Raw genomic sequence first — 21,642 nt, 5'->3', positions numbered from 1 at the left:
AGGAGGGCCCTGCGGGGGCTGTCCCCTACCCGCCCTTCCCCCGTTCCCCGGAGCTTCGCCCCGGACCCGATGCGGGTGCGGCGCCGTAGCCGGGGGCCAGCCCCCGGACCCCCGCGCCTCAAACGCCGGCGGGGCTGAAAATGCAGCCGCTCAGCGCCCCAGCGGCCACGCAACCGTGGCGGGCGCGTGATCCGAGGCACCCGCGTACGTGGCGCACGCGTCCGTGAGGGTTTCCAGCAGGGTCAGCGGATCGACGAGCGGATGCTCCATCCCGCGGAGCCAGCTCACCGCGAGGTCCCCCGGCAGGGCGGCCGGCGGCACCAGGACGTAGCTGCCCCGGCAGTGCCAGCGCAGCCCCGGGTGCTCGTCCATCGTCTCGGGGTGGCAGTCCAGTTCGCAGGGCCACCACTCGTCCTCGTCCTCGGGCGTTCCCCGGGTGGCGGTGAAGAAGAGCATCCGGGCCTGGTCGCCCGTACCGCCGGATTCGGCGACCGGGCCGACCTCGATGCCGGCGGCCAGCAGGCGTTCCAGCGCGCTGTGCCCGGCTTCCAGGGGGACGTCGAGTACGTCGTGGACCATGCCCGTCGCGGTGATGAAGTTGGCCGCGGGCTGGTCGCGGGCCCAGCGTTCGACCTGGGCGCGGTCCGTCGTGGACTGCGTCTGCCAGGCGAAGGAGATGGGGTGTCGCGCGGGCGTCGGACAGCCGATCCGGTCGCACGAACACCGGTAGCCGGCCGGATGTGCGGCGGGCGAGATCGGCATGCCCGCCGCGGCGACGGCCAGCAGCAGGGCTTCACGTTCTTGTGCGGGGTCCGCGGCGTCGGGTTTGGGCTTGCGGCGCAGCCACTGGGAAATCCTGCTCTGCTCGCCGCGTTTGACGCGGCCCGACTCAGACCCCATCTATCCCCTCACCTACAGCGTTGCCCCGGCAGACCCTCACATGTTCCCACCATCCTGGGCGCCGGGTGACCGCACCCCCCGACCAGGACTCCCACATAACCATAGAAATCGGCCATATGTTCTCGGCCATCAGGGGGTCATGACTTATCCCACCCGGCCCCTGCCCCCGCTCCTGCCCCGCCCAGCACCGCGTCCACCAGCGCATCCGCGTACGCGTGCGTCAGCGGCGCCGTGCGCATCAGCCAGCGGTAGGTCAGAGGTCCGACGAGCATTTCGACGGTCAGCCGCAGATCGGTGTCCGGCGGGAGCTGCCCGGCCTCGCGGGCCGACCGCAACCGTTCCTCGTACAGCGCGAGCTGGGGCTCCAGCAGCTGCTCGGTGAAGCGCGCCCCCAGCTCGGGGTCGGTGGCGCCGGCCGCCGTCAGGGCCCGCGCGGGGGCCGCGTACCGCTCGTCGGCGAACTCGTCCACCGTCGCCCGCAGTACGTACTTCAGGTCGGCGGCCAGGTTTCCGGTGTCGGGGAAGCCGGTCCACGCCCCCTCGGACTGCGCGTCCCCGGCGAGCGCGAGCGAGGCGTCGAGCAGGACGGCGGCCTTCGAAGGCCACCAGCGGTAGATCGTCTGCTTGCCGACTCCGGCGCGGGCGGCGATGGCCTCGATGGTCAGCTTGTTGTAGCCGACCTCCCCCACCAGGGCGAGCGCCGCGTCCAGGATGGCCCGCCGCGAGCGGTCGCTGCGGCGCGTGGCGTCCGGGGACCGGGGCGCGGAGACGGGACCCGAACCGGTGCCGGGGTCGGTGCCGGGGTCGGATCCGGGATCGGGGAGGGGGCTGGAGCTCATTTCGGCAACTTATCAACCACGAACCGCTCGTCTTTCAGCCGTTCAGGAAACCACCCAATCAGTTCACTGCGCCGTCCCCGCCGAGGAGAGACGATTCTCTCCTCATCACCGTGAGGAGCCTTCGTTGCGCAGAGACGCCACACCCCGGCGCTACCTGATGTGCCCACCCGCGCACTTCAAGGTCACGTACTCCATCAACCCGTGGATGGACCCCACGAAACCGGTGGACCTGCCCCTGGCCATGGCCCAGTGGGAGGACCTCCGCGACCGCTACCTGGCCCTCGGCCACACCGTCGAGACCCTCGTCCCCGACCGGGGACTGCCCGACATGGTCTTCGCGGCGAACGGCGCCCTCGTCGTCGACGGCAGGGTGCTGGGCGCGCGGTTCGCCTACCCCGAGCGGGCCGCCGAGGCGGAGATCCACCTCGACTGGTTCCGCGGGCACGGCTTCCAGGACGTCCACGAGCCGTCCCACGTCAACGAGGGCGAGGGCGACTTCGCCGTCACCGCCACCTACCTCCTGGCCGGGCGGGGCTTCCGCTCCAGCCCGCTCTCGCACGACGAGGCCCAGGAGTTCTTCGGCCGCCCGGTCATCGGTCTCGACCTGGTCGACCCGCGCTACTACCACCTGGACACGGCCCTGTCCGTGCTCGACGGCGACGAGATCATGTACTACCCGGAGGCCTTCTCCGAGGGCAGCCGGGCGGTCCTGCGCCGGCTCTTCCCCGACGCGCTGATCGCGCGGGCCGAGGACGCGGCGGCCCTCGGGCTCAACGCGGTCTCGGACGGCCGGCACGTGCTGCTCCCGCAGGAGGCGACCGGACTCCTCGCACCCCTGCGGGCGCGCGGGTTCGAGCCGGTCCCGATGGACCTGGGGGAGCTGCTCAAGGGCGGCGGCAGCGTGAAGTGCTGCACGCAGGAGCTGAGGCCCTAGCCGGCCCGGCCGACGGCGGGTTCCGACGGGCCTGGACCCCCTGCGGGTTCAGGCCCCCGGGACATCAGTCCCCCTGCGGGGGCGGCCACTCCTGGCCCCAGTCGACGTTCCGCGCGGCCTTGTACAGGTCGCCGTGGCGCTTGGTCACGTTGACCTTGGTCTGTCCCTCGGCCTCGGGTCCGCACAGTTCCAGCAGGACCAGCCCCTTGCGGATCTGCGGCCTGCGCGTGATCCGGGAGGCGGCCGGCTCCACCGGGAAGCGGGTGGCGGCCACGTAGCTGAACTTCTCGTCCTCGTAGGAGAGGGAGCCGCCCTTGACCTGGCGGTGCAGGGAGGACCGGCTGACCCGGGCCGAGAAGTGGCACCAGTCCTTGCCGACCTCGATGGGGCAGGTCCCGTCGTGCGGGCACGGGGCGGCGACGTGCAGCCCGGCCTCGATCAGCTGGTCGCGGGCCTCGCGGACGCGCAGGTACCCCTCCGGAGTGCCCGGCTCGACCACCACCACGGCCTGACCGGCCCGCGCCGCCTCGGCGACCACCTCGCGGCGGGCCTCCGGGGTCAGTTCGCCCAGCACGTACGAGACCGTCACCAGGTCCGCGGCGGACAGCGCCATCCCCGCCCCGATGATGCTCTGGCGCCACTCGGCGGCCCGCAGCGTGGCGGAGGAGGAGGCCGCGGCCAGCTCCTTGCCGAGCACCAGGGCCGGATCCGCCCAGTCCAGTACCGCCGTCTCGCGCGGCCCGCCCCAGGTGGCGTCCGCCGCCCAGGCCGCCGCGCCGGTGCCGCCGCCCACGTCCACGTGCGAGGCCGGGGCCCAGCCCGGGGCCGCTTCGGCGAGCCCGTCCAGGGCGGACCGTACGGCCTCGAAGGTGGCGGGCATCCGGTAGGCCGCGTACGCGGCCACGTCGGAGCGGTTGCGCAGGACGGGGGTGTTGGTGGGGATGGTCCCGCGGTAGTTGGCGATCAGCCGCTCCACGGCGGCCGTGGCCTGCTTCTGCGGGAGGCCTGCGAGCAGCCCGGTGAGGGCGCTGCGCAGGGTTTCGGCGGTGGTGGTGGCGGTGTCGTTCACCCGCCAAGTTTACGGGGCCGGGGCAGGGCCGGTGCCGGGCCGGTGCCGGGCGCGGGCAGCAGCCCCGGCCCGGCACCGGACGGGTCAGGCCGCCGGCTGCCGTGTCTTCGCCGAGCCGGCGCTCCACGGGCGGCACAGGACGACGAAGCAGAGGACCGCCAGGAAGGAGCAGGTCGCCTGGACCAGGGCCATCGGTACCGCCGTGTCCTCGCCCGCGATGCCGACCAGGGGAGAGGCCACGGCCCCGACCAGGAAGGAGGAGGTGCCGAGCAGGGCGGAGGCCGAGCCGGCCGCGTGCGGGGCGCGCATCAGGGCCTGCGCGTTGGTGTTCGGCATCACCAGGCCCATCGCGGACATCAGGACGAACAGCCCGGCGCAGATCGCGAAGAGCCCGACCTCGCCGAAGACCCCGGCGGTCATGAGGAGCAGGGCGACCGAGGCCGCCGTGATGACCGCGAGCCCGTACCCCAGGACCTTGTCCAGGCTGACCCGGCCGACCAGCAGCTTGCCGTTGATCTGGCCCACCGCGATCAGGCCGAGGGAGTTGACGCCGAACAGCAGGCTGAAGGTCTGGGCCGAAGCACCGTAGATCTCCTGCACGACGAACGGCGAGGCGGAGATGTACGCGAACAGCGCCGCGAAGGCGAAGCCGCCGGCGAGCGTGTACCCGGCGAAGACCCGGTCGGCGAACAGTCCGCGCATGGTCCGCAGTGCGGCGCCGACGCCGCCGGTCTGGCGCCGCTCGGGCGGCAGGGTCTCGCCGAGCCTGCGCCAGACCAGGAGGGTCAGCAGGGCGCCCACGACGGTGAGGACGAGGAACACCCCGCGCCAGTCGGCGAAGCGCAGCACCTGGCCGCCGATGAGCGGGGCGATGATCGGCGCCACGCCGGATATGAGCATCAGGGTGGAGAAGAACCGGGCCATCTCGACCCCGTCGTACAGATCGCGCACGACGGCCCGCGCGATGACGATCGCGGCCGCGCCGGCCAGGCCCTGGAGCAGCCGGAAGGCGATCAGCAGCTCGACGGTCGGGGCGAAGGCGCAGATGGCGGTGGCGAGGACGTAGACGACCATGCCGATGAGGAGGGGGCGCCGGCGGCCCCACTTGTCGCTCATCGGGCCGATCACCAGCTGGCCGAGGGCCATGCCGGCGAGGCAGGCGGTGAGGGTGAGCTGGACCGTCGCGGCCGGGCTGTTCAGGGCCGTGGTCACCGTCGGCAGGGCCGGCAGGTACATGTCCATGGACAGCGGGGGCAGTGCGGTGAGCCCGCCGAGGATGAAGGTGACGAGCAGTCCCGTCCGGCGGGCGGCCGTCAGGGGAGGGGCGGTGGTGAGGGGGGAGGGATTCGTCGTCGACGAGTCCTTCGAGGGCGCTGTCGCGTGGCCTCGCTCCGGCATACGGAACTCCAGTCTTCTTATCGTGACTTCACACCCCCTGATGGGCCCATGTTCTCAGCAATCGGAACATCCCGGGACCGGTGCGCGGTGTGACGTAGCCTGCGGCCCCATGAACGCACGCGTGAAGAAGATCGCCGTAGTGACCGGGGCCGGCTCGGGAATCGGCCGCTCCGTGGCCCTGGCCCTGGCCGCCGCCGGATGGTCGGTGGCCGTTGCGGGCCGCCGGACCGGGCCCCTGGAGGAGACCGCCGCGGCCGCGCGGGCCGCCGCCGCCGGAGCCGACGTGCTCTGCGTCCCGGCCGACGTGAGCGATCCGGACGACGTGGCCGCGCTGTTCGAGACGGTGCGCGAGCGCTACGGGCGGGTCGACCTGCTCTTCAACAACGCCGGCACCTTCGGCCCGGCCGGAGTCCCGCTGGAGGACATCTCCTACGAGGCCTGGCGCTCTGTGGTCGACGTCAACCTGACCGGCTCCTTCCTCTGCGCACAGGCGGCCTTCCGGGTCATGAAGGCCCAGGACCCGCAGGGCGGCCGCATCATCAACAACGGCTCCATCTCCGCCCACGTACCCCGGCCGAACTCGATCGCGTACACCGCGACCAAGCACGCCATGACCGGCCTGACGAAGTCGCTGTCGCTGGACGGACGCCCGTACGGGATCGCGTGCGGGCAGATCGACATCGGCAACGCGGCCACCGAGATGACCGAGCGGATGCAGACCGGGATCATGCAGGCCAACGGACAGCTCGCGGTGGAGCCCGTCATGGACGCGGCCGACGTGGCGCGCACCGTGCTGCACATGGCGGAGCTCCCGCTCGGGGCGAACGTGCAGTTCGCGACGGTGATGGCGACCGCGATGCCGTACATCGGGCGCGGCTGACCCCTTTGGCACCGTCCCGGGGTCCGGCCCCGGGGCCCGTCCCCGGGCCCGTCCCTGTCCCGACCTGCGAATACGCCCCGGATTCGGGAATGCGGGCCCGAGGAGCGCCGTTGAGCCGATCATGACTGACGTACTGCGCTACACCGCCTTCTCCGAAGACCCGGCCGGCGGCAACCCCGCCGGTGTCGTCCTCGACGCCGCGGGCCTCGACGAGGCCGCCATGCTGAAGATCGCCGCCGAACTGGGCTACAGCGAGACGGCCTTCCTCACCGCCCCGCCCGAGGGTCTCGGCGGGGAGCCGGGGCGGGCCTTCTCCGTGCGCTACTTCAGCCCGAAGGTCGAGGTCCCGTTCTGCGGGCACGCCACCGTGGCCACCGCCGTCGCGCTCGGCGAGCGGGTCGGCCCCGGCGAGCTGCTGTTCGCGACCCGGGCGGGCACCGTGCCGGTGTCGGTGACCCGCGAGGGCGGCGGCCTGCGCGCCACGCTGACCAGCGTGGAGCCGCACACCGAGGACCTGGACCCGGCCGACCTCGCCGAGGCCCTGGCCGCGCTGGGCTGGCCGGCCGCCGACCTGGACCCGGCGTTCCCGCCGCGGATCGCCTACGCCGGAGCCCGCCACCTGGTGCTGGGCGCCGCCACCCGGGCCCGGCTCGCGGACCTCGACTACGACTTCGCCCGGCTGGAGGCTCTGATGCGGCGCCTCGACCTGGTCACCGCGCAGCTCGTGTTCCGGGCGGGCCCGGCGCGGTTCCACGTGCGCAACCCCTTCCCGGTCGGCGGCGTCGTCGAGGACCCGGCCACCGGCGCGGCCGCGGCCGCCTTCGGGGCGTACGCGCGCGAGCTCGGCCTGGTCCCGGCCGACGCCGTCCTGACCCTCCACCAGGGCGAGGACATGGGCCGCCCCGGCGTCCTGACGGTCGAGCTCCGGTCCGGGGACTCCCGGGTCCGGGTGGGCGGCGCGGGGGCGCTGATCATCTAGTGCGGACCGAAGCGCGGATCGAGACGTACGAGCCGTACGAGGCCCTGCCCGCCGGGCTCGCCGCGCAGGTGGCGGCCCTGGAGGCGCAGGCCTGGCCCGGGTCGTCCCCCGGGCACGACCCGGCGCTCGCCCCGCGCGCGGTGCTGCTCCTGGACGCCGACGGGCGGGTCGCCGCCTGCCTGGCGATCCTCCACCAGCAGATCCGGCTCGCGGACGGGCACACGTACCGCGCGGCCGGGCTGAGCGGCGTGGTCACCCGGGCCGACCTGCGGGGCCGCGGCCACGGGGGCCGGCTGGTCGCGGCGGCCCGCGCCCTGCTCGACGCCGATCCGGCGGTGGACCTCGCGCTGTTCAGCTGCGACCCGGAGCTGGTCCCGTTCTACGAGGCGGCCGGCTTCGAGGTGCTGCCCGGCACGGTCCTGGTCGGCGGCACCCCCGCGGAGCCCCTCGCCACGGACGCCCCTGGCCTCGGCAAGACGGTGCTGGGGGCGTTCTCCGCCCGCACCGCCCACGCCGGAGGGCCCGGGGACGACGAAGGCCGCGCGGACCGGGTCCGCGCGGCCTTCACCGGCATCCGCGTCCCCCTCTACCCGGGGACGATCGACAGGCTGTGGTGATGCGACAGGCTGTGGTGACTCGACAGCCTGGGGTGAGTCAGGAGTTGCTCGGCTCCGGCTTCGGCTCCGGCGTGGTGGTCTTGGCCCGGGACGGGGCCAGGAACAGGACGAGCACCGGGACCAGGTAGAGGGCCCACACGATGAGCTGGAGCACGGTCGGGTCCGGCTGGAAGTTGAAGGTGCCCTTGAGCAGGGTCCCGTACCAGCTGTCCGGCGGGATCGTCTCGCTGATGTCGAAGGCCTTGCTGGTCAGCCCCGGCAGGAAGTCCGCCTCCTGGAGGTCGTGGACGCCGTACGCGAGCACGCCCGCGGCGACCACGACCAGCATGGCGCCGGTCCACGTGAAGAACTTCGACAGGTTGATCTGCAGAGCGCCCCGGTAGAACAGCCAGCCCAGGACGATCGACGACCCGATGCCGAGCAGCACGCCGATCAGCGGGCCCGCGCCGTTCCCGGCCGCGTGCACCGAGCGCCACACGAACAGCGAGGTCTCCAGGCCCTCCCGGCCGACGGCCAGGAACGCCGTGGTCACCAGCGCGCCGGTGCCCATCGCGAGGGCCGCGTCGAGCTTGCCCTGGAGCTCGGACTTCATGTTGCGCGCGGTGCGCTTCATCCAGAAGACCATCCAGGTGACCAGGCCCACGGAGACGATCGACAGGGTGCCGCCGATCGCCTCCTGAGCCTTGAAGGTCAGTTCCTGCGTGCCGAACTCCAGGCCCGCGCCGAAGGCCAGGGACAGGGCGGCGGCCAGGCCGACGCCCAGCCACAGCGGCGCCAGCTTGTCCTGGTTCTTGGTCTTGACCAGGTAGGCGATGAGGATGCAGACGACGAGGCTGGCTTCCAGCCCCTCGCGCAGTCCGATCAGATAGTTGCTGAACACTTCGGTTCTCCTCGTCCCCTACGCGAACAGCGTCCGGCCCCACCAGTCGTCCTTGTCACGGACGCCCGGCGGGACGGCGAAGACGGCCGAACCCACGTGCTGGATGTATTCGTTGAGGACGTCGGACTTCGCCAGCTTGCGCTGGATCGGTACGAAGCCCTTGCGCACGTCGCGCTGGTAGGCGAGGAAGAACAGGCCCGCGTCGAGGCGGCCCAGCCCGTCCGTGCCGTCGGTGAAGGAGTAGCCGCGGCGCAGGATCGTCGCACCGTCGTTGGAGTCCGGGTGCGCGAGGCGCACGTGCGCCTCCGGCTTCATCGCCTTCAGGAACGGCTCGTCGCGCTCCTTGGACTTGCCGACGGGGGCGCCCTCGCCCTTGTCGCGGCCGAAGATGTCCTCCTGCTCGCCCAGGGACGTGCGGTCCCACGTCTCGATGTTCATCCGGATCCGGCGCGCCACGAGGTACGAGCCTCCGGTCAGCCAGTCGCTGCCGTCGCCGGCGCCGACCCACACGTGCTTGTCCAGGGCCGCCTTGTCGGTGCCCGCGATGTTCCGGGTGCCGTCCTTGAAGCCCATCATGTTGCGCGGGGTCTGCTCGTCGGGCGTGGTCGACGAGGTCTTGCCGAAGCCCAGCTGCGACCAGCGCACCGCCGTCTTGCCGAAGCCGATGCGGGCGAGCTGGCGGATGGCGTGCACCGCGACCTGCGGGTCGTCGGCGCAGGCCTGGACGCACAGGTCGCCGCCCGAGCGGGCCGCGTCGAGGTTGTCGCCGGGGAAGAGCTCCAGGTCGATCAGGGCGCCCGGGCGCTTGCCCTCCAGGCCGAAGCGGCCCTTGGCGAACAGGCCCGGCCCGAAACCGATCGTCAGGGTGAGGCGGGAGGCCTTCAGGCCCAGCGCCTCGCCCGTGTCGTCCGGCGGCGCCTCCGGGAGGCCGCCGTAGCCGCCCTCGCCGACCGGCCGGCCGGCCGTCATCAGGCGGGCCGCCTCGGTCCAGTCCTTGAGGAGCTGGACGAGCTCGGCGCGGTCCTTCGTCTTCACGTCGAAGGCGGCGAAGTGCAGGCGGTCCTGGACGGCACTGGCGATGCCGGCCTGGTGCTCACCGTGGAACGGCACGGCCGCGCCGGCCGAGGCCGCCGGAGCCATGTCGGAGCCGGAGTTCAGGGCGACGGCCGTACCGCCGGCCGCCGCGGCGCCGAGCGCGAGGCCCGCGCCGCCCCAGCCGAGGACGGTCCGGCGCGAGGGCGCACCGGAAACCGCCTGCTCCGACGCGCCGTCGAGCGCGCCCTGTGCCGCGTCCTGCGACGCGGGCTCCTGCCCGGACACCGGCTCGCTCATGTGAGGTCTCCCGCCTGCTCTGCTGTTCCGGACTTACTTCGCGGCCGCGGCGGCGAGCTTCGAGAGCGGCTCGGCCAGCGCGTTGACGCCGTCGGACAGCTCCTTGCGCTCGGCCTCGCCGACCTTGTCGTACGAGGTGAACTCGTAGGCGGCCTTGTTCGGGCGGTACTTCTCCAGCAGGTTGGTCAGCGCCGTGAACTGCTTCTCCAGCTCGGTGGTGAGCGCGGGGTCCGTCTTCGAGGTGATCGGCTTGAGCAGCTCGAACGCCTTCTCCGCACCCTCGACGTTGGCCTTGAAGTCGACCAGGTCGGTGTGGCTGTAGCGCTCTTCCTCACCCGTCACCTTGCCGGTGGCGACCTCGTCGAGGAGCTCCTTGGCGCCGTTCGCCATCGAGGTGGGGGTGATCTCCGCCTGGCCGACCTTCTTCTGCCACACGGTCAGGTCGGCCATCAGGGTCTCGGCGAGCTTCTTGTCCGCGTCGTCGATCTTGTTGCCCTCGAAGAGGGACTTCTCCAGCTTGTGCCAGCCGGTCCAGTCCTTCTCCGGGTCCTGGCCGGCCTCCAGGCCGTCCTCGCGGACGTCGACCTTCGGGTCGATGTCACCGAAGGACTCGGCGACCGGCTCGGTGCGCTCCCAGCCGATGCGCGAGGGGGCGTACGCCTTCTTCGCGGCCTCGACGTCGCCGGCCTTGACCGCGTCCGCGAAGGCCTGCGCCTTGGGGATGGTCTCGTCGGCCTGCTCCTGCACGTACTTGCGGTACGCGGCGACCGCGGCGTCGGCCTCGGGGCTGCGCTTCTCGGTGCCGCCCGCGCCGGTGGCCTTGACCTGCTGGCGGATGCCGTCGCCCTTCATGCCGGGCTTGCAGGCGATCTCGTAGTCGCCCGCCTTGAGCTCGGCGGTGATGGTGGCCTTGGTGCCGGGGCCGATGTTCTCGCGCTCGGCGACGATGCGGTCGTCGGGGAACAGGACGTAGAGCTCGGTGACCTTGGAGCCCTTGTTCTCGACCTCGAAGGCGACCTTGCCCGCGGGGAACTCCTTCGCGGAGACCTCGCAGGCGGAGTCGGAGGCCGCCACCTTGATGGTGCCGTCGCCGGACGCGTCGCTCTTCTCGGAGCAGCCGGTGACCGCGGTGAGGGCGGCCACGACGGCGGCCGCGGTGACGACGGTGAGGCGGACGGGGCGCATAGGGGGCTCCTGGCAGTCTGGCGTTCGGCAGACGGCCGCCCCGATCGGGTGTGAGCGGCCGGTGAGGCGGACCTAACTTAACCGAGGCTTACCTGACCCATACCCGCACGTCCAGTGATTCAGCCCACACATCCCGGGGTCGGACACGGGGCCGTCACGGGTGCCCCACGCCACCCCCATGACCGGGTCAAGCCGAGGTCAAACCCGGGTGGGCGTTCCGTACGGCGGAACGGTCCGCTGCGGGCCGCTCCGGTCCGCCGCCCCGAACGGGGACCACGAGCGGCGCCCCGGTGCGCGGGTGCGGGAGCACCTCCACCGGCTGGCGGTAGACCCGGCTCAGCAGGCCGTCCTCGAACACCTCCGCCGGCGGGCCGTCCACCGCGATCCGCCCGTCGTGCAGCACCGCGACCCGGTCCGCGTACGCCGCGGCCAGGCCCAGGTCGTGCAGGACCACCACGACCCCGTCCCCGGCCGCCGCCCGGTCCCGGCAGATCCGCAGCACCAGCTCCTGGTGGCGCAGGTCCAGGGCCGCCGTCGGCTCGTCGAGCAGCAGCAGCGGGGCCCCCTGGGCCAGCACGCGGGCCAGCGCGACCCGGGCCCGCTCACCGCCGGAGAGCCCCGAGAACGGGCGGGCCGCGAAGTCCGTCACCTCGGTGGCGGCCATGGCGCCGGCCACCGCCTCCTCGTCGTCTTCGGCCGGTCCGGTGCCCGCCCAGGGGGCCCGGCCCATCCGTACGACGTCCTCCACGGGAAAGGGGAAGGCCAGTTCGGCCGACTGGGGGAGCACCGCCCGGCGCAGGGCCAGCTCGGGAGCGGTCCAGCCGCCCACCGGGCGCCCGTCGATCCGCACGTCACCGGAGGTGGCCGGCAGATCCCCGGACAGGGCCGCCAGCAGGGTGGACTTGCCCGCGCCGTTCGGCCCGACCAGGGCCAGCACCTCCCCGGCGCGCACGGTCAGCCCGATCCCGGCGAGCACCTCGCGCCCGCCGAGCCGCAGGCGCAGGTCCGTGACCTCGGCGAGCGGGGCGCCGGGGGCCGGCCGGGCGGGAACGGTGCGCTTGTTCCCGCGGAATGCGGCGAGGCCGGAACGCAGCCGGACGCTCATGCCCAGCCTCCTTGCTTGCGACGGGTGCGGCGCAGCAGCCAGAAGAAGAACGGGCTGCCGAGGAGGGCGGTCAGGACGCCGAGCGGCAGCTCGGCGGGCTGGGCGAGGGTCCGGGCGGCCAGGTCGCCGGCCACCAGCACCACGGCTCCGGCGAGCGCGCTGCCGGGCACCAGGAAGCGGTGCCCCGGACCGTTGGCCATGCGCAGCAGGTGCGGTACGAGCAGCCCGACGAAGGTGATGATCCCGGCCACGGCGACCGCCGCCGCGGTGAGCAGCGCGACGACCAGGATCAGCGCGAGCCGCAGCCGCTCCACGTCGACCCCGAGGTGGCGGGCGGGGCGCTCGCCGAGGGACAGCAGGTCCAGCTTGCCCGCGTAGAAGGGGGCGACGAGCAGGCCGGCGAGGGCGCAGGGCAGGACGGCCAGCACCTTGGGCCAGGTGGCCTGGGCGAGGGAGCCGAGCTGCCAGAAGGTGATCTGGTTGACCTGGCCGCTGTCCGCGAAGAAGACGAACAGGCCGATCAGGGCGCCCGCGAAGGCGTTGACGGCGATGCCGGTCAGGATGAGGGTGACGACCTCGGTCTTGCCTCCGTTGCGGGAGAGCAGGTAGACGGCGCCGACGGTGATCAGCCCCGCGATGAACGCGCAGGCGGTGATGGTCCAGTTGCCGAAGAAGCTCAGGCCCAGCCCGATCGCGGCGACCGCGCCGACGGCCGCGCCCGCCGAGATCCCGATGACCCCGGGCTCGGCGAGGGGGTTGCCGAACACCCCCTGCATCAGCGCCCCGGCGCAGCCGAGGCTGGCCCCGACGAGCAGGGCGAGCACCACGCGCGGCAGCCGTACGTTCCACAGCACGCTCTCCCCGACCCGGTCGAGGGCGGCGCCCCCGAGGCCGAGGCGGTGCTGCACCGACCCGATGACCTCCCCGAGCGGGATCTCGTAGGCCCCCACTCCGGCGGAGACCAGCGCGAGCAGTACGAGTACGGCGGCCAGCGCACCGGTGAGCCAGGCGGAACCCCACCGCCGCCGGGGCGGTGCACCGGCGGCGGTGGGGGCGGCCCGGGGCGCCGCCCGCTCGGGAGCGGGAAGGGGGTCCGCTCCGGGCGGCGTCCCGGGGGCTTCGTAGGAGAGGGGCACGTCAGGAGGCCTTGCCGTAGAGCTGGGTGATGAGGGAGGCCAGCACCTGGTCGGTGCGCGGACCGTAGTTGAGCAGGACCCCGTCGTCGACGGCGACCACCCGCCGGTCCATCCCCGCCGGGGTCTGGGCCACCCCCGGGATCTTGACCAGCCCGTCCACACCGCCGACGGACTCCAGGCCCTTGGACATGACGAGGATGGCATCGGGTGCGGCGGCCGCCAGGGCCTCGCTGGTGATCGGGGTGAAGTCCTTGCCGAGCCCCGACTCCGGTCCCGTGTCCACCGCGCCGGCCGCCTCCAGGAGGGAGCCGGCGCCGGAGTCGGAGCCGCCCATCAGGTATACGGAGGCGGTGCCGCGCAGGTAGAGGAAGGCCACGCGCGGCTTCTTGCCCGAGGCGGGCAGGGTCTTGCGGGCGGCGGCGATGCGGTCGGCGGTGCGCTGGTTGAGCTGCGCACCGGCCTCCTTGACGCCCAGCGCGGCGGCGACCGTGCCGGTCCGCTTCGCCACGTCGTCCAGGGACTTGGCCGGGGCCACCACCAGCAGCGGGATGCCCGCGTCGCGGATCTGCTGGATCGCCTCGGCGGGGCCGGAGGTGGTCTCGGCCAGCACCAGGGTCGGGCGCAGCGACAGCACGCTCTCGGCGGAGACCTCGTGGCCCCGCGTCACCACCGGGAGGTCCGCGGCCTGTTCGAAGGTGGCGGTGATGTCCTTGGCGACGACCTTGGGGCCGAGCCCGAGGGTGTACACGATCTCGCTGAGGCCGCCCGTCAGCGGGATCACCCGGTCCGCGGAGGTGACGGTGACGGGGACGCCGTCCGCCGAGGCCACGGTCGCCGGGAGCGCGGGCACGGGCGCCTGGGCGAGCGGCTCCACCCGGTCCGGGAGGGCCGGGGCACCGGCTCCGGCGGTGGGGGAGGAGGGGGCGGCCGTACCTCCGCAGGCGCTCACGCCGAGGGCCAGGACCACGGAGGTCAGGGCGACGGCGAAGCGGGACATGCGGGTTGACGCGGCGGGCGTAGGCACGAAGGCACCGTCCTGATCGTCCGACTGGAGCGGGAGTGGCGGGAGTGGCGGGAAGCGGGAGTGGCTGGAAACGCGTCCCGGTTCAAGGTTCAAGTTCCGGGTGCCGGGGGGTTTCCCGCCTGGCCGGATGTAGCTTAGGTTAGCCTAACCTCGCTCGCTAGACCCTGGAGGGGACATTCATGTCCGCTGGACCTGCCCGTGCTTCCGCCGTCGCCTTGCTGGCGACCCTGGCGGCCCTGCTGGGAGCCCTGCTCCCGGCGACCGCCGCCCAGGCGGCGGGCCGCACCGTGGAGGGCGGCCGACTCGACTGGGGCATTAAATCCTCCTTCCAGAGTTACGTCACGGGTCCCATCGCGAAAGGCGCGTTCAAGCTGAAGAACGGGGCCGCCACCGCAGGCGGCAGCCTGTTCCGCTTCCACTCCGCCAGCGGCTCCTACGACCCGGACAGCGGCTCCCTGGAAGCCTCCTTCAGTGGCGGCGTCACCTTCCAGGGCCATCAGAAGGCCGACGGCACGTACGAGCTCGACATGAGCGTCAGCCGCCCCACCGTCAAGATCAGCGGCGGCAGCGGCACCCTCTACGTGGACGTCTCCAGCAAGGCCAAGGAGGGCGGCGCGGTCACCACCGCCTCCCAAGTCCCCTTCGCCAAGCTGGGCCTGGGCGGGATCAACATGAAGGGCGGCGGCAGCCCCATCGCCCTCGCCAACATCCCGGCCACCCTCACCGACCAGGGCGCCAAGGCCTTCGCCGGCTACTACGCGGCGGGCGCGGCGCTCGACCCGGTCTCGCTCTCCGTGGACGTCAAGGCCGCGCCGGCCGAGCAGCCCGCCCCGTCCGCCCCGGGCACCCCGGCCGCGGAGACCCCGCAGGCCTCCCCGACCCCGCAGGCCGCCGGGGCGTTCACCGACGCCGCCGTCGACTGGGGCGTACGGCGGACCTTCCGCGAGTACGTCTCCGGCTCCATCGGCCAGGGCAAGTGGGAGCTCGCCGAAGGCGCCCAGGACGGCGGCGCACTGTTCCGCTTCCCGCAGGGCAAGGGCGCGTACGACGGAGCGAAGGGCACCCTCGACGCCGCCTTCGCCGGCTCCGTCCACTTCACCGGGGCCCACCTCGACCTGAAGCTGGCGAAGATCACGGCCAAGGTGGAGAACGGCAAGGGCGTGCTGTCCGCGGACGTCACCACCGGCACGGACACCAAGCCCGCGGTCCCGCTCGTGGAGTTCGATGCCAAGGGCCTCAAGACCGAAGGCGGCCTCGCCACCCTCACCGAAGCCCCGGCCACCCTCACCGAGGGCGGAGCCCAGGCCTTCAACTCCATGTACAAGACCGGCACGGAGATGGACCCCGTCTCCCTCGCGGTCGCCCTCGACACCACCGCGAAGCTCCCTGCCCTCCCGAACCTCGGCTCCACGGCCACCCCCGCCACCCCGCCGGCCCCGGCCCCGGCCCCGGCCGCCGCCGCGAAGGCGGACGAGTCCTCGAACGCCGGGCTGTACGCCGCCCTCGCGGTAGCCGTCCTCATCCTCGCGGGCGGAGCTACCTACCTGGCCCTCCGCAACCGCAACAAGGCCGCGACGGCGGACGCCGGAGCCACGGCGGCGGCTCCGGGCACCGGAACTCCGGCTGGGACGGCGGGCACCGGAACCCCGGCCGCAGCTCCGGCTCCGGGCACCGGAACTCCGGCTACGACGCCGGGCGCCGGAACTCTGGCTGCGACGCCGGGCGCTGGAACCCCGGCCGCAGCTCCGGCTCCGGGCACCGGAACTCCGGCTGCGACGCCGGGCGCTGGAACCCCGGCCGCAGCGCCGGGCACCGAAGCCCCGGCCGCCGGGACGCCCGACTCCCCGGACTCCTCCGGGGGCGACGGGGCCGCTCCGCGCGCCTGACCGGCCGGCCGGCTGACCGGCTGACCGGAGCCCCCGAACCCGCACCGACCGTACGGCCCTTCCGCCGGGCCCCGTAGAGCCCGCACCCGCCGGGCCCCGCACCACCCCGCCGTGTGCGGGCCCGGGTCCGCCCGAACCGCCCGGCCCGCACGCCCCGTACCGCCTCATCCGCACGCCCCGCAGGGACCCGCACGCCCCGTACCGCCTCACGCTCAAGCCCCGCAGGGCCCCTCAGGGGCCCGACCCGCCAGGGCTCGGCTTCGCCGTGCCTTCACGCGCCCCCGCGCCGCCCCCGCCATCACCCCCTTCACCTCCGTCACCCCCGTTTCAGGAGACCCAGTCATGTCATCGATCCGCCGCCCCATCGCCCTCTCCGCCGCCGTGGCCACCGCCGCCGCGATAGCCGCCACCGCGTTCGTCCTGCCCGCCACCGCGGCGGGCAGCGCGGCGGGCAGCGGGCCGGCCGCCGCCGCGGCGCAGGGCGCCCCCGCGACGATCCCGGTCCTCGGCGGCACCCTCGACTGGGGCGTCCTGGAGAGCTACCGCACGTACGTCACGACCATCGCCCAGGGCCGGATCACCGTCGCGGACGGCGCGAAGAAGACCGCCAAGGGCTTCACCTTCGGCTCTGCCACCGGCCAGTACGACCCGGCCACCCACCTGGTGACCGCCGCCTTCAAGGGCAGCGTCACCTTCACGTCGGCGGCGCACCACTTCGAGGTGAAGCTCGCGAACCTGCGCATCGACACCGGCAAGAAGCTGCTGATCATCGACGTCACCCGGGACGGCGTCCTCACCAAGGACGTCGGCTTCGCGAAGGTCGCCTTCGGCGGGCCGGCGATGACCGACCTGGGCACCACGCTGACCGCCGACGCCGCGAAGCTCCTCGGCTCGGACAACTACAAGGACAAGCCGGGCGACCCGCTGACCGCCGTACTGGAGTTCCCGCCGCCGCCCTCCCACAGCCCCTCCCCGTCCGCCTCGGCCTCCGCCTCCGCTTCCCCCTCGCAGAGCGCGTCCCCGTCGGCCTCGGCCTCGGCGTCCCCCTCCCCGTCGAAGCCGGCCTCCCCCTCGCCCTCCGCCTCCACCAGCTCCCCGGCGACCGGCGGCCCGCAGCAGATCCTCGGCGGCAAGCTGGCCTGGGGCATCAAGGAGTCCTTCCGCCAGTACGTCCAGGGCGCGGGCGGCACCGTCACCCCCACCGACGGCGCGGTCGCGAACGGCGACAGCTTCGCCTTCGGCGGCGGCAAGGGCACCCTCGACACCAAGGCGCGGAAGCTGAACGCCACCTTCGCGGGCAACCTCCGCTTCCAGTACGCGGCCCACGGCATCGACATGACCTTCGGCAACGTCCGCATCAACGCCGAGGGCGGCAAGGGAACCCTGATCCTGGACGTGAAGACGGCCGCCGGGACCAAGGCGAACATCCCCTTCGCCACGCTCGACCTCTCGAAGGCCGAGTACAAGACCAAGAACGGCGTGCTCACCCTGAACGCCGTGCGCACCGCGCTCACGGCCGAGGGCTCCGCGGCCTTCGCCAACGACACCACCGGCTCCATGTACCCGGTGGGCACCCGGGCGGACGACGTCAACCTGACCGTCTCCGTGGACAAGGACGCCGTCCTGCCCACGACCCCGGCCGGCACCGGCGGCACCGGCACCACCGGCGGCACCGGCACCACCGGAGGCGGCGGCACGGTCGGCGGCGGCCTCGCCGCGACCGGCTCCGAGATCCCGGCGGGCGCGCTGCTCGGTTCCTCCGCCGCGATCGTCGCCGCGGGCGCGGGCGCCGTGTTCGTCGCGCGCAGGCGCCGCACGGCCCAGAGCTGACCCGTGCTTCAATTCCCGCGTGAACGATCTCGACGTCCTGAGGGTCTTCTGCGCGGGTGACGGCAGCCACGGCAACGTGCTGGGCGTCGTACGCGACGGCCGGTCCTGCCCCGACGACGCGTCGCGGCAGGCGCTGGCCGCCGAACTCGGCTACAGCGAGACGGTGTTCGTCGACGATCCCGAGCGCGGGATCGTCGACATCCGCACCCCCGGCACCCGGATGTCCTTCGCCGGGCACCCGCTGGTCGGTGTGGCGTGGCTGCTCGACATCGAGGAGCTGCAGCCGCCGGTGGGCGCCGTATGGGCGCGCGACGACGGGGAGTTCACCTGGATCACCGCCCGCCCCGAGTGGGTCGAGGGCAAGCACACCGAGCAGTACGCGGACGCCGCCGCGGTCGAAGCGCTGCCCGGCCCGCCCCCGGGCGAGGGCTGGCTGTACGCCTGGGCCTGGGAGGACGAGGCGGCGGGCCGCATCCGGGCCCGCGGCTTCCCGCGCCGCCCCGACGGCGCGATCACCGAGGACGAGGCCACCGGCTCGGCGGCGATCGTCCTGACGGCCGAACTGAACCGCGCCCTGAACATCACCCAGGGCGCTGGCTCCCAGATCCTCACGGCCCCCGGCCCGGACGGCACGGTAGAAGTAGGCGGCCGAGTCCGCTTCGAGTAATCCAGCCCCGCCTGCGCCACACCCAGCCGGGCCTGCGCCACATCCAGCCGGGCTTGCGCCACATCCAGCCCGGCCTGCGCCACATCCAGCCGGGCCTGCGCCACATCCAGCCCCGCCGGAGCCAAATCCAGCCCCGCCGGCGTTTGAGGCGCGGGGTCTGGGGCGGAGCCCCAGAAGCCCAGGCCGCAGCCGCCGTCCCCCTTTGTGCCCGGGGGCGCACCGCAGAAGGGGGGGCGGGCCCGATGGGCCCACCCCCCTTCCCCGTTCAGCCCGCCGCAGGCGTCACGCGCTGAGCGGGAACTGCTCGCCCAGCTCGCGGAAGACCGCGCCGTTGAAGTCGAAGGCGCGCTTGCACTCGTCGATGATGCGCTGCTTCTCCAGGTCGTCCGCGGAGATCGTGTCCAGCAGCTCGCGGTAGGTCCGCTTGAAGGCGGCCGGGTTGGAGATGTCAGCGAAGACGTAGAAGCGCACGCCGTCGCCCTTGCGCTCGAAGCCCCAGGTCCGCTCCGCCTTGTCGCGGATGATCTGGCCGCCGGAGAGGTCGCCCAGGTAGCGGGTGTAGTGGTGGGCCACGTACCCGCCCGGCCAGGTGGCGGCGCATTCGGCCACGCGGTCCGCGTAGGCCTCGGTGGCGGGCAGCGCGATCAGGGACTCGCGCCATTCGGGGCCGCGCAGGTGGGCCAGGTCCCGCTCGATCTCGGCGACGCGCATCAGCTCGGGCTGTATGAACGGGCCGGCGACGGCATCGTCCTTGAGGGCCTCGGCTGCGTCCTCCAGGGCCTTGTAAACGAACCACAGCTGTTCGGTGTAGCGCGTGTAGGCGTCCACGCCGAGCCGGCCGCCGAGCAGGTCGCTCATGAAGGTCGAGGTCTCCGCCTCGGTGTGCTGCTCGTGCGAGGCGACACGGATGACGGTGGAGAAGGCGTCCAAGACGGACCTCCGAGGAATCGGAAGAAAAGGGGGAGCCGGGCGTGGCGGCCGTGCCGCCACACCCGATCCTCCTACTTAGGCTTACCTAAGTCAATGTGTTCCCGACGCCTTGTCGGTAAAAACCTCCGCGGACTGTTCTCCCGGGGTCAGGGCAGCGTCAGGATCTCCGCCCCGGTGTCCGTGACCACCAGTGTGTGCTCGAACTGCGCGGTGCGCTTGCGGTCCTTCGTGACCACCGTCCAGCCGTCCTCCCACATGTCGTACTCGTGGGTGCCCAGGGTCAGCATCGGCTCGATGGTGAAGGTCATCCCGGGCTCGATGACGGTGGTGGCGTGCGGGCTGTCGTAGTGCGGGACGATCAGGCCGGAGTGGAAGGACGAGTTGATCCCGTGACCGGTGAAGTCCCGGACGACGCCGTACCCGAAGCGCTTCGCGTACGACTCGATGACCCGGCCGATGATGTTGATCTGCCGGCCCGGCCGGACGGCCTTGATGGCCCGGTTCAGGGACTCGCGGGTGCGCTCCACGAGCAGCCGCGACTCCTCGTCCACGTCCCCGCACAGGTACGTGGCGTTGTTGTCGCCGTGCACCCCGCCGATGTACGCGGTCACGTCGAGGTTGACGATGTCGCCGTCCCGCAGGACGGTCGAGTCGGGGATCCCGTGACAGATCACCTCGTTGAGCGAGGAACAGAGGGACTTGGGGAAACCGCGGTAGCCCAGCGTCGAGGGGTAGGCACCGTGGTCGCACATGTACTCGTGGGCGACCCGGTCCAGCTCGTCGGTGGTCACCCCCGGCGCGATCAGCTTGGCGGCCTCTTCCATCGCCTGGGCGGCGATCCGGCCGGCGATGCGCATGGCCGCGATGGTCTCGGGCGTCTGCACCTCCGGTCCGGTGTACGGAGTGGGCGCGGGCTTGCCCACGTACTCGGGCCGGCGGATGTTTCCGGGAACGGAACGGACGGGAGTGAGCTCGCCTGGTACGAGCAGCGACTGGCCAGACATACGAGCGAGTGTATCGAGCGGGTATGGGGCAGCATGGCGACAGAGAGAGGAGCCTGACGATGGCCCTGTTCAAGAAGCGCCAGGTGGGCAAACCCGGCGAGTGGTACTACTGCCTGGTCCACAAGAAGGTCGAGGAAGGCCCCGAGTGCCCGGCGAAGGACCGTTTCGGCCCCTACGCCACGCCCGAGGAGGCCACCCACGCCATGGAGACGGCGCAGGAGCGCAACCTCGAATGGCAGAACGACCCCAAATGGAACGACAAGACGCGCGAGACGGAAGAGGGCACCGAGACGCCCTAGCCGACCGGGACCCCCTGCCTACCAGCGGCTGGGCGGCGGCGCGGCCAGCTGGTCGGCCAGCCGCGCCAGCCGGTCCCGGAACCGCTTCGGCCCGCGCTGCACCGGCAGGCTGTTCTCCCCGGCCGCCGCGCTGACCAGGTGCTGCACCGTGTCCAGGTCCAGCTCGGCGGCCCCGTCCGGTACGGACAGGACCTCGTGCGCGAGCGTCTTCAGATCCGCGTCCCCGCCGTCCAGGGACAGTACGGTCGCCCCCGCGCGCCGGGCGTCGTGCACCCGCTCCAGCAGCCCGTCCCCGGGCTGCTCCGGAGCCACCACCAGCAGGGTGTGACCGCGCCGGGCCGCCTCCAGCCGGCTCAGGCCGACCGACAGGTGCGGGGCGTCACCGGGCAGCACCTGGTGGCGTACGAGCGTGGGCGCCAGCTCCGCCAGCCCCGACCAGGCGGCCTCGTCGACCAGGTGCGCCGCCAGGTGCCAGGGCTCGTACTGCTCGGTCCCGACCAGCAGCAGGTTCCCGCCGGCCGGAACCACCGACCGCCGCAGCGTCCCGGCGAACCGGCGCGCGGCGCCGGGCCACTCCGTACCGGCGAGCACCTCGCGCAGCAGCGCGACTCTCACGGCGTCCATATCGGCATCCTGCCGCATGGAAGGGACAAACGGGAGCCGTTCCCCCCATCTCCCGCCCGACCGCCACCCCACCCCCCGCCCACTTCGGCATCTCCGGCCTACTTCGGCATCTCGCGGCGTCCGT

At 73.0% G+C, this 21,642-nt stretch carries 19 protein-coding genes and 2 pseudogenes; 8 read left to right on the top strand and 13 right to left on the bottom strand.

Going from position 1 to position 21,642, the window contains the following annotated elements; all coding sequences use genetic code 11:
* Nucleotides 1-150: 150 nt before the first annotated feature.
* Together ACFWNV_RS08495 and ACFWNV_RS08490 are read right to left on the bottom strand one after the other, a co-directional pair.
* Complete coding sequence (locus tag ACFWNV_RS08495) at nt 151-900, bottom strand: bifunctional DNA primase/polymerase (protein ID WP_383942494.1); 750 nt, start codon at nt 898-900, stop codon at nt 151-153.
* A gap of 137 nt (nt 901-1,037) precedes the next feature.
* Nucleotides 1,038-1,739 carry a TetR/AcrR family transcriptional regulator gene (locus tag ACFWNV_RS08490; protein WP_383942491.1) on the bottom strand — a complete coding sequence of 234 codons (702 nt, stop codon included), beginning with the start codon at nt 1,737-1,739 and terminating at the stop codon, nt 1,038-1,040.
* Nucleotides 1,740-1,836: 97 nt separating this feature from the next.
* Here ACFWNV_RS08490 and ddaH point away from each other — a divergent pair.
* Nucleotides 1,837-2,673 (top strand): annotated as a pseudogene (gene ddaH, locus ACFWNV_RS08485) (dimethylargininase); the annotation flags it as partial.
* Between the two features lie 64 nt (nt 2,674-2,737).
* Here the strand turns inward: ddaH and ACFWNV_RS08480 are convergent.
* Together ACFWNV_RS08480 and ACFWNV_RS08475 are read right to left on the bottom strand one after the other, a co-directional pair.
* Nucleotides 2,738-3,742, bottom strand: coding sequence for a small ribosomal subunit Rsm22 family protein (locus tag ACFWNV_RS08480; RefSeq protein WP_383942488.1), 1,005 nt, complete (start codon nt 3,740-3,742; stop codon nt 2,738-2,740).
* 84 nt (nt 3,743-3,826) lie between these two features.
* Nucleotides 3,827-5,140 (bottom strand): Bcr/CflA family multidrug efflux MFS transporter, encoded by a 1,314-nt coding sequence (locus ACFWNV_RS08475; protein WP_383942486.1) that lies wholly within the window; start codon nt 5,138-5,140, stop codon nt 3,827-3,829.
* Between the two features lie 109 nt (nt 5,141-5,249).
* Here ACFWNV_RS08475 and ACFWNV_RS08470 point away from each other — a divergent pair, with 109 nt between their 5' ends.
* The 3 genes from ACFWNV_RS08470 to ACFWNV_RS08460 all read left to right on the top strand — a co-directional run bounded on the left by ACFWNV_RS08470 (nt 5,250) and on the right by ACFWNV_RS08460 (nt 7,616).
* On the top strand, nt 5,250-6,020 hold the full coding sequence (locus tag ACFWNV_RS08470; protein WP_383942483.1) for an SDR family oxidoreductase: 771 nt from the start codon (nt 5,250-5,252) through the stop codon (nt 6,018-6,020).
* A gap of 121 nt (nt 6,021-6,141) precedes the next feature.
* Nucleotides 6,142-6,999, top strand: coding sequence for a PhzF family phenazine biosynthesis protein (locus ACFWNV_RS08465; protein WP_383942480.1), 858 nt, complete (start codon nt 6,142-6,144; stop codon nt 6,997-6,999).
* The gene (locus ACFWNV_RS08460) at nt 6,999-7,616 is read left to right on the top strand and encodes a GNAT family N-acetyltransferase (RefSeq protein WP_383942477.1); all 618 of its coding nucleotides are present in this window, start codon (nt 6,999-7,001) and stop codon (nt 7,614-7,616) included. The genes ACFWNV_RS08465 and ACFWNV_RS08460 overlap by 1 nt, the downstream gene beginning before the upstream one ends.
* A gap of 37 nt (nt 7,617-7,653) precedes the next feature.
* On the opposite strand, the gene efeU is transcribed toward ACFWNV_RS08460, so the two are convergent.
* The 6 genes from efeU to ACFWNV_RS08430 form a co-directional block, all read right to left on the bottom strand.
* Entirely contained in the window at nt 7,654-8,496 is an 843-nt protein-coding gene (gene efeU / locus ACFWNV_RS08455; RefSeq protein ID WP_383942474.1) for an iron uptake transporter permease EfeU, read from the bottom strand.
* Between the two features lie 18 nt (nt 8,497-8,514).
* Nucleotides 8,515-9,828 carry an iron uptake transporter deferrochelatase/peroxidase subunit gene (efeB, locus tag ACFWNV_RS08450; RefSeq protein WP_383942471.1) on the bottom strand — a complete coding sequence of 438 codons (1,314 nt, stop codon included), beginning with the start codon at nt 9,826-9,828 and terminating at the stop codon, nt 8,515-8,517.
* 33 nt (nt 9,829-9,861) lie between these two features.
* Entirely contained in the window at nt 9,862-11,013 is a 1,152-nt protein-coding gene (gene efeO / locus ACFWNV_RS08445; RefSeq protein WP_383942469.1) for an iron uptake system protein EfeO, read from the bottom strand.
* A 187-nt stretch (nt 11,014-11,200) separates the two neighbouring features.
* On the bottom strand, nt 11,201-12,118 hold the full coding sequence (locus ACFWNV_RS08440) for a heme ABC transporter ATP-binding protein (protein WP_383942466.1): 918 nt from the start codon (nt 12,116-12,118) through the stop codon (nt 11,201-11,203).
* A complete protein-coding gene (locus tag ACFWNV_RS08435) occupies nt 12,115-13,254 on the bottom strand; it encodes a FecCD family ABC transporter permease (protein WP_383942463.1) in 1,140 nt (379 codons plus the stop codon). Before ACFWNV_RS08435 ends, ACFWNV_RS08440 begins: the two co-directional genes overlap by 4 nt.
* A gap of 1 nt (nt 13,255) precedes the next feature.
* The gene (locus ACFWNV_RS08430) at nt 13,256-14,251 is read right to left on the bottom strand and encodes a hemin ABC transporter substrate-binding protein (RefSeq protein WP_383942504.1); all 996 of its coding nucleotides are present in this window, start codon (nt 14,249-14,251) and stop codon (nt 13,256-13,258) included.
* A 206-nt stretch (nt 14,252-14,457) separates the two neighbouring features.
* On the opposite strand from ACFWNV_RS08430, the pseudogene ACFWNV_RS08425 reads away from it, so the two are divergent.
* The 3 genes and pseudogenes from ACFWNV_RS08425 to ACFWNV_RS08415 all read left to right on the top strand — a co-directional run.
* A pseudogene (locus tag ACFWNV_RS08425) lies at nt 14,458-15,894 on the top strand (HtaA domain-containing protein); the annotation flags it as partial.
* A 612-nt stretch (nt 15,895-16,506) separates the two neighbouring features.
* Nucleotides 16,507-17,994, top strand: a complete 1,488-nt coding sequence (locus tag ACFWNV_RS08420; RefSeq protein ID WP_383942460.1) for an HtaA domain-containing protein — start codon at nt 16,507-16,509, stop codon at nt 17,992-17,994.
* Nucleotides 17,995-18,013: 19 nt separating this feature from the next.
* Nucleotides 18,014-18,661: a PhzF family phenazine biosynthesis protein gene (locus tag ACFWNV_RS08415; RefSeq protein ID WP_383942457.1), complete on the top strand. Its 648-nt coding sequence runs from the start codon at nt 18,014-18,016 to the stop codon at nt 18,659-18,661.
* A gap of 282 nt (nt 18,662-18,943) precedes the next feature.
* Here the strand turns inward: ACFWNV_RS08415 and ACFWNV_RS08410 are convergent, their stop codons facing one another.
* Both ACFWNV_RS08410 and map read right to left on the bottom strand, forming a co-directional pair.
* Nucleotides 18,944-19,591, bottom strand: a complete 648-nt coding sequence (locus tag ACFWNV_RS08410; protein WP_383942454.1) for a heme oxygenase (biliverdin-producing) — start codon at nt 19,589-19,591, stop codon at nt 18,944-18,946.
* A 146-nt stretch (nt 19,592-19,737) separates the two neighbouring features.
* Nucleotides 19,738-20,595, bottom strand: a complete 858-nt coding sequence (map, locus tag ACFWNV_RS08405) for a type I methionyl aminopeptidase (RefSeq protein ID WP_383942452.1) — start codon at nt 20,593-20,595, stop codon at nt 19,738-19,740.
* A 59-nt stretch (nt 20,596-20,654) separates the two neighbouring features.
* Between map and ACFWNV_RS08400 the strand changes: the two genes are divergently transcribed.
* The gene (locus ACFWNV_RS08400) at nt 20,655-20,894 is read left to right on the top strand and encodes a hypothetical protein (RefSeq protein ID WP_383942449.1); all 240 of its coding nucleotides are present in this window, start codon (nt 20,655-20,657) and stop codon (nt 20,892-20,894) included.
* An 18-nt stretch (nt 20,895-20,912) separates the two neighbouring features.
* On the opposite strand, the gene ACFWNV_RS08395 is transcribed toward ACFWNV_RS08400, so the two are convergent.
* Entirely contained in the window at nt 20,913-21,518 is a 606-nt protein-coding gene (locus ACFWNV_RS08395) for a hypothetical protein (protein WP_383942446.1), read from the bottom strand.
* Nucleotides 21,519-21,642: the final 124 nt, after the last annotated feature.

Source organism: Streptomyces sp. NPDC058401 (assembly GCF_042722885.1).
GTDB lineage: Bacteria > Actinomycetota > Actinomycetes > Streptomycetales > Streptomycetaceae > Streptomyces.
Note: the sequence above shows the minus strand (reverse complement) of the source record. Positions and strands in the feature narration are given on the sequence as shown.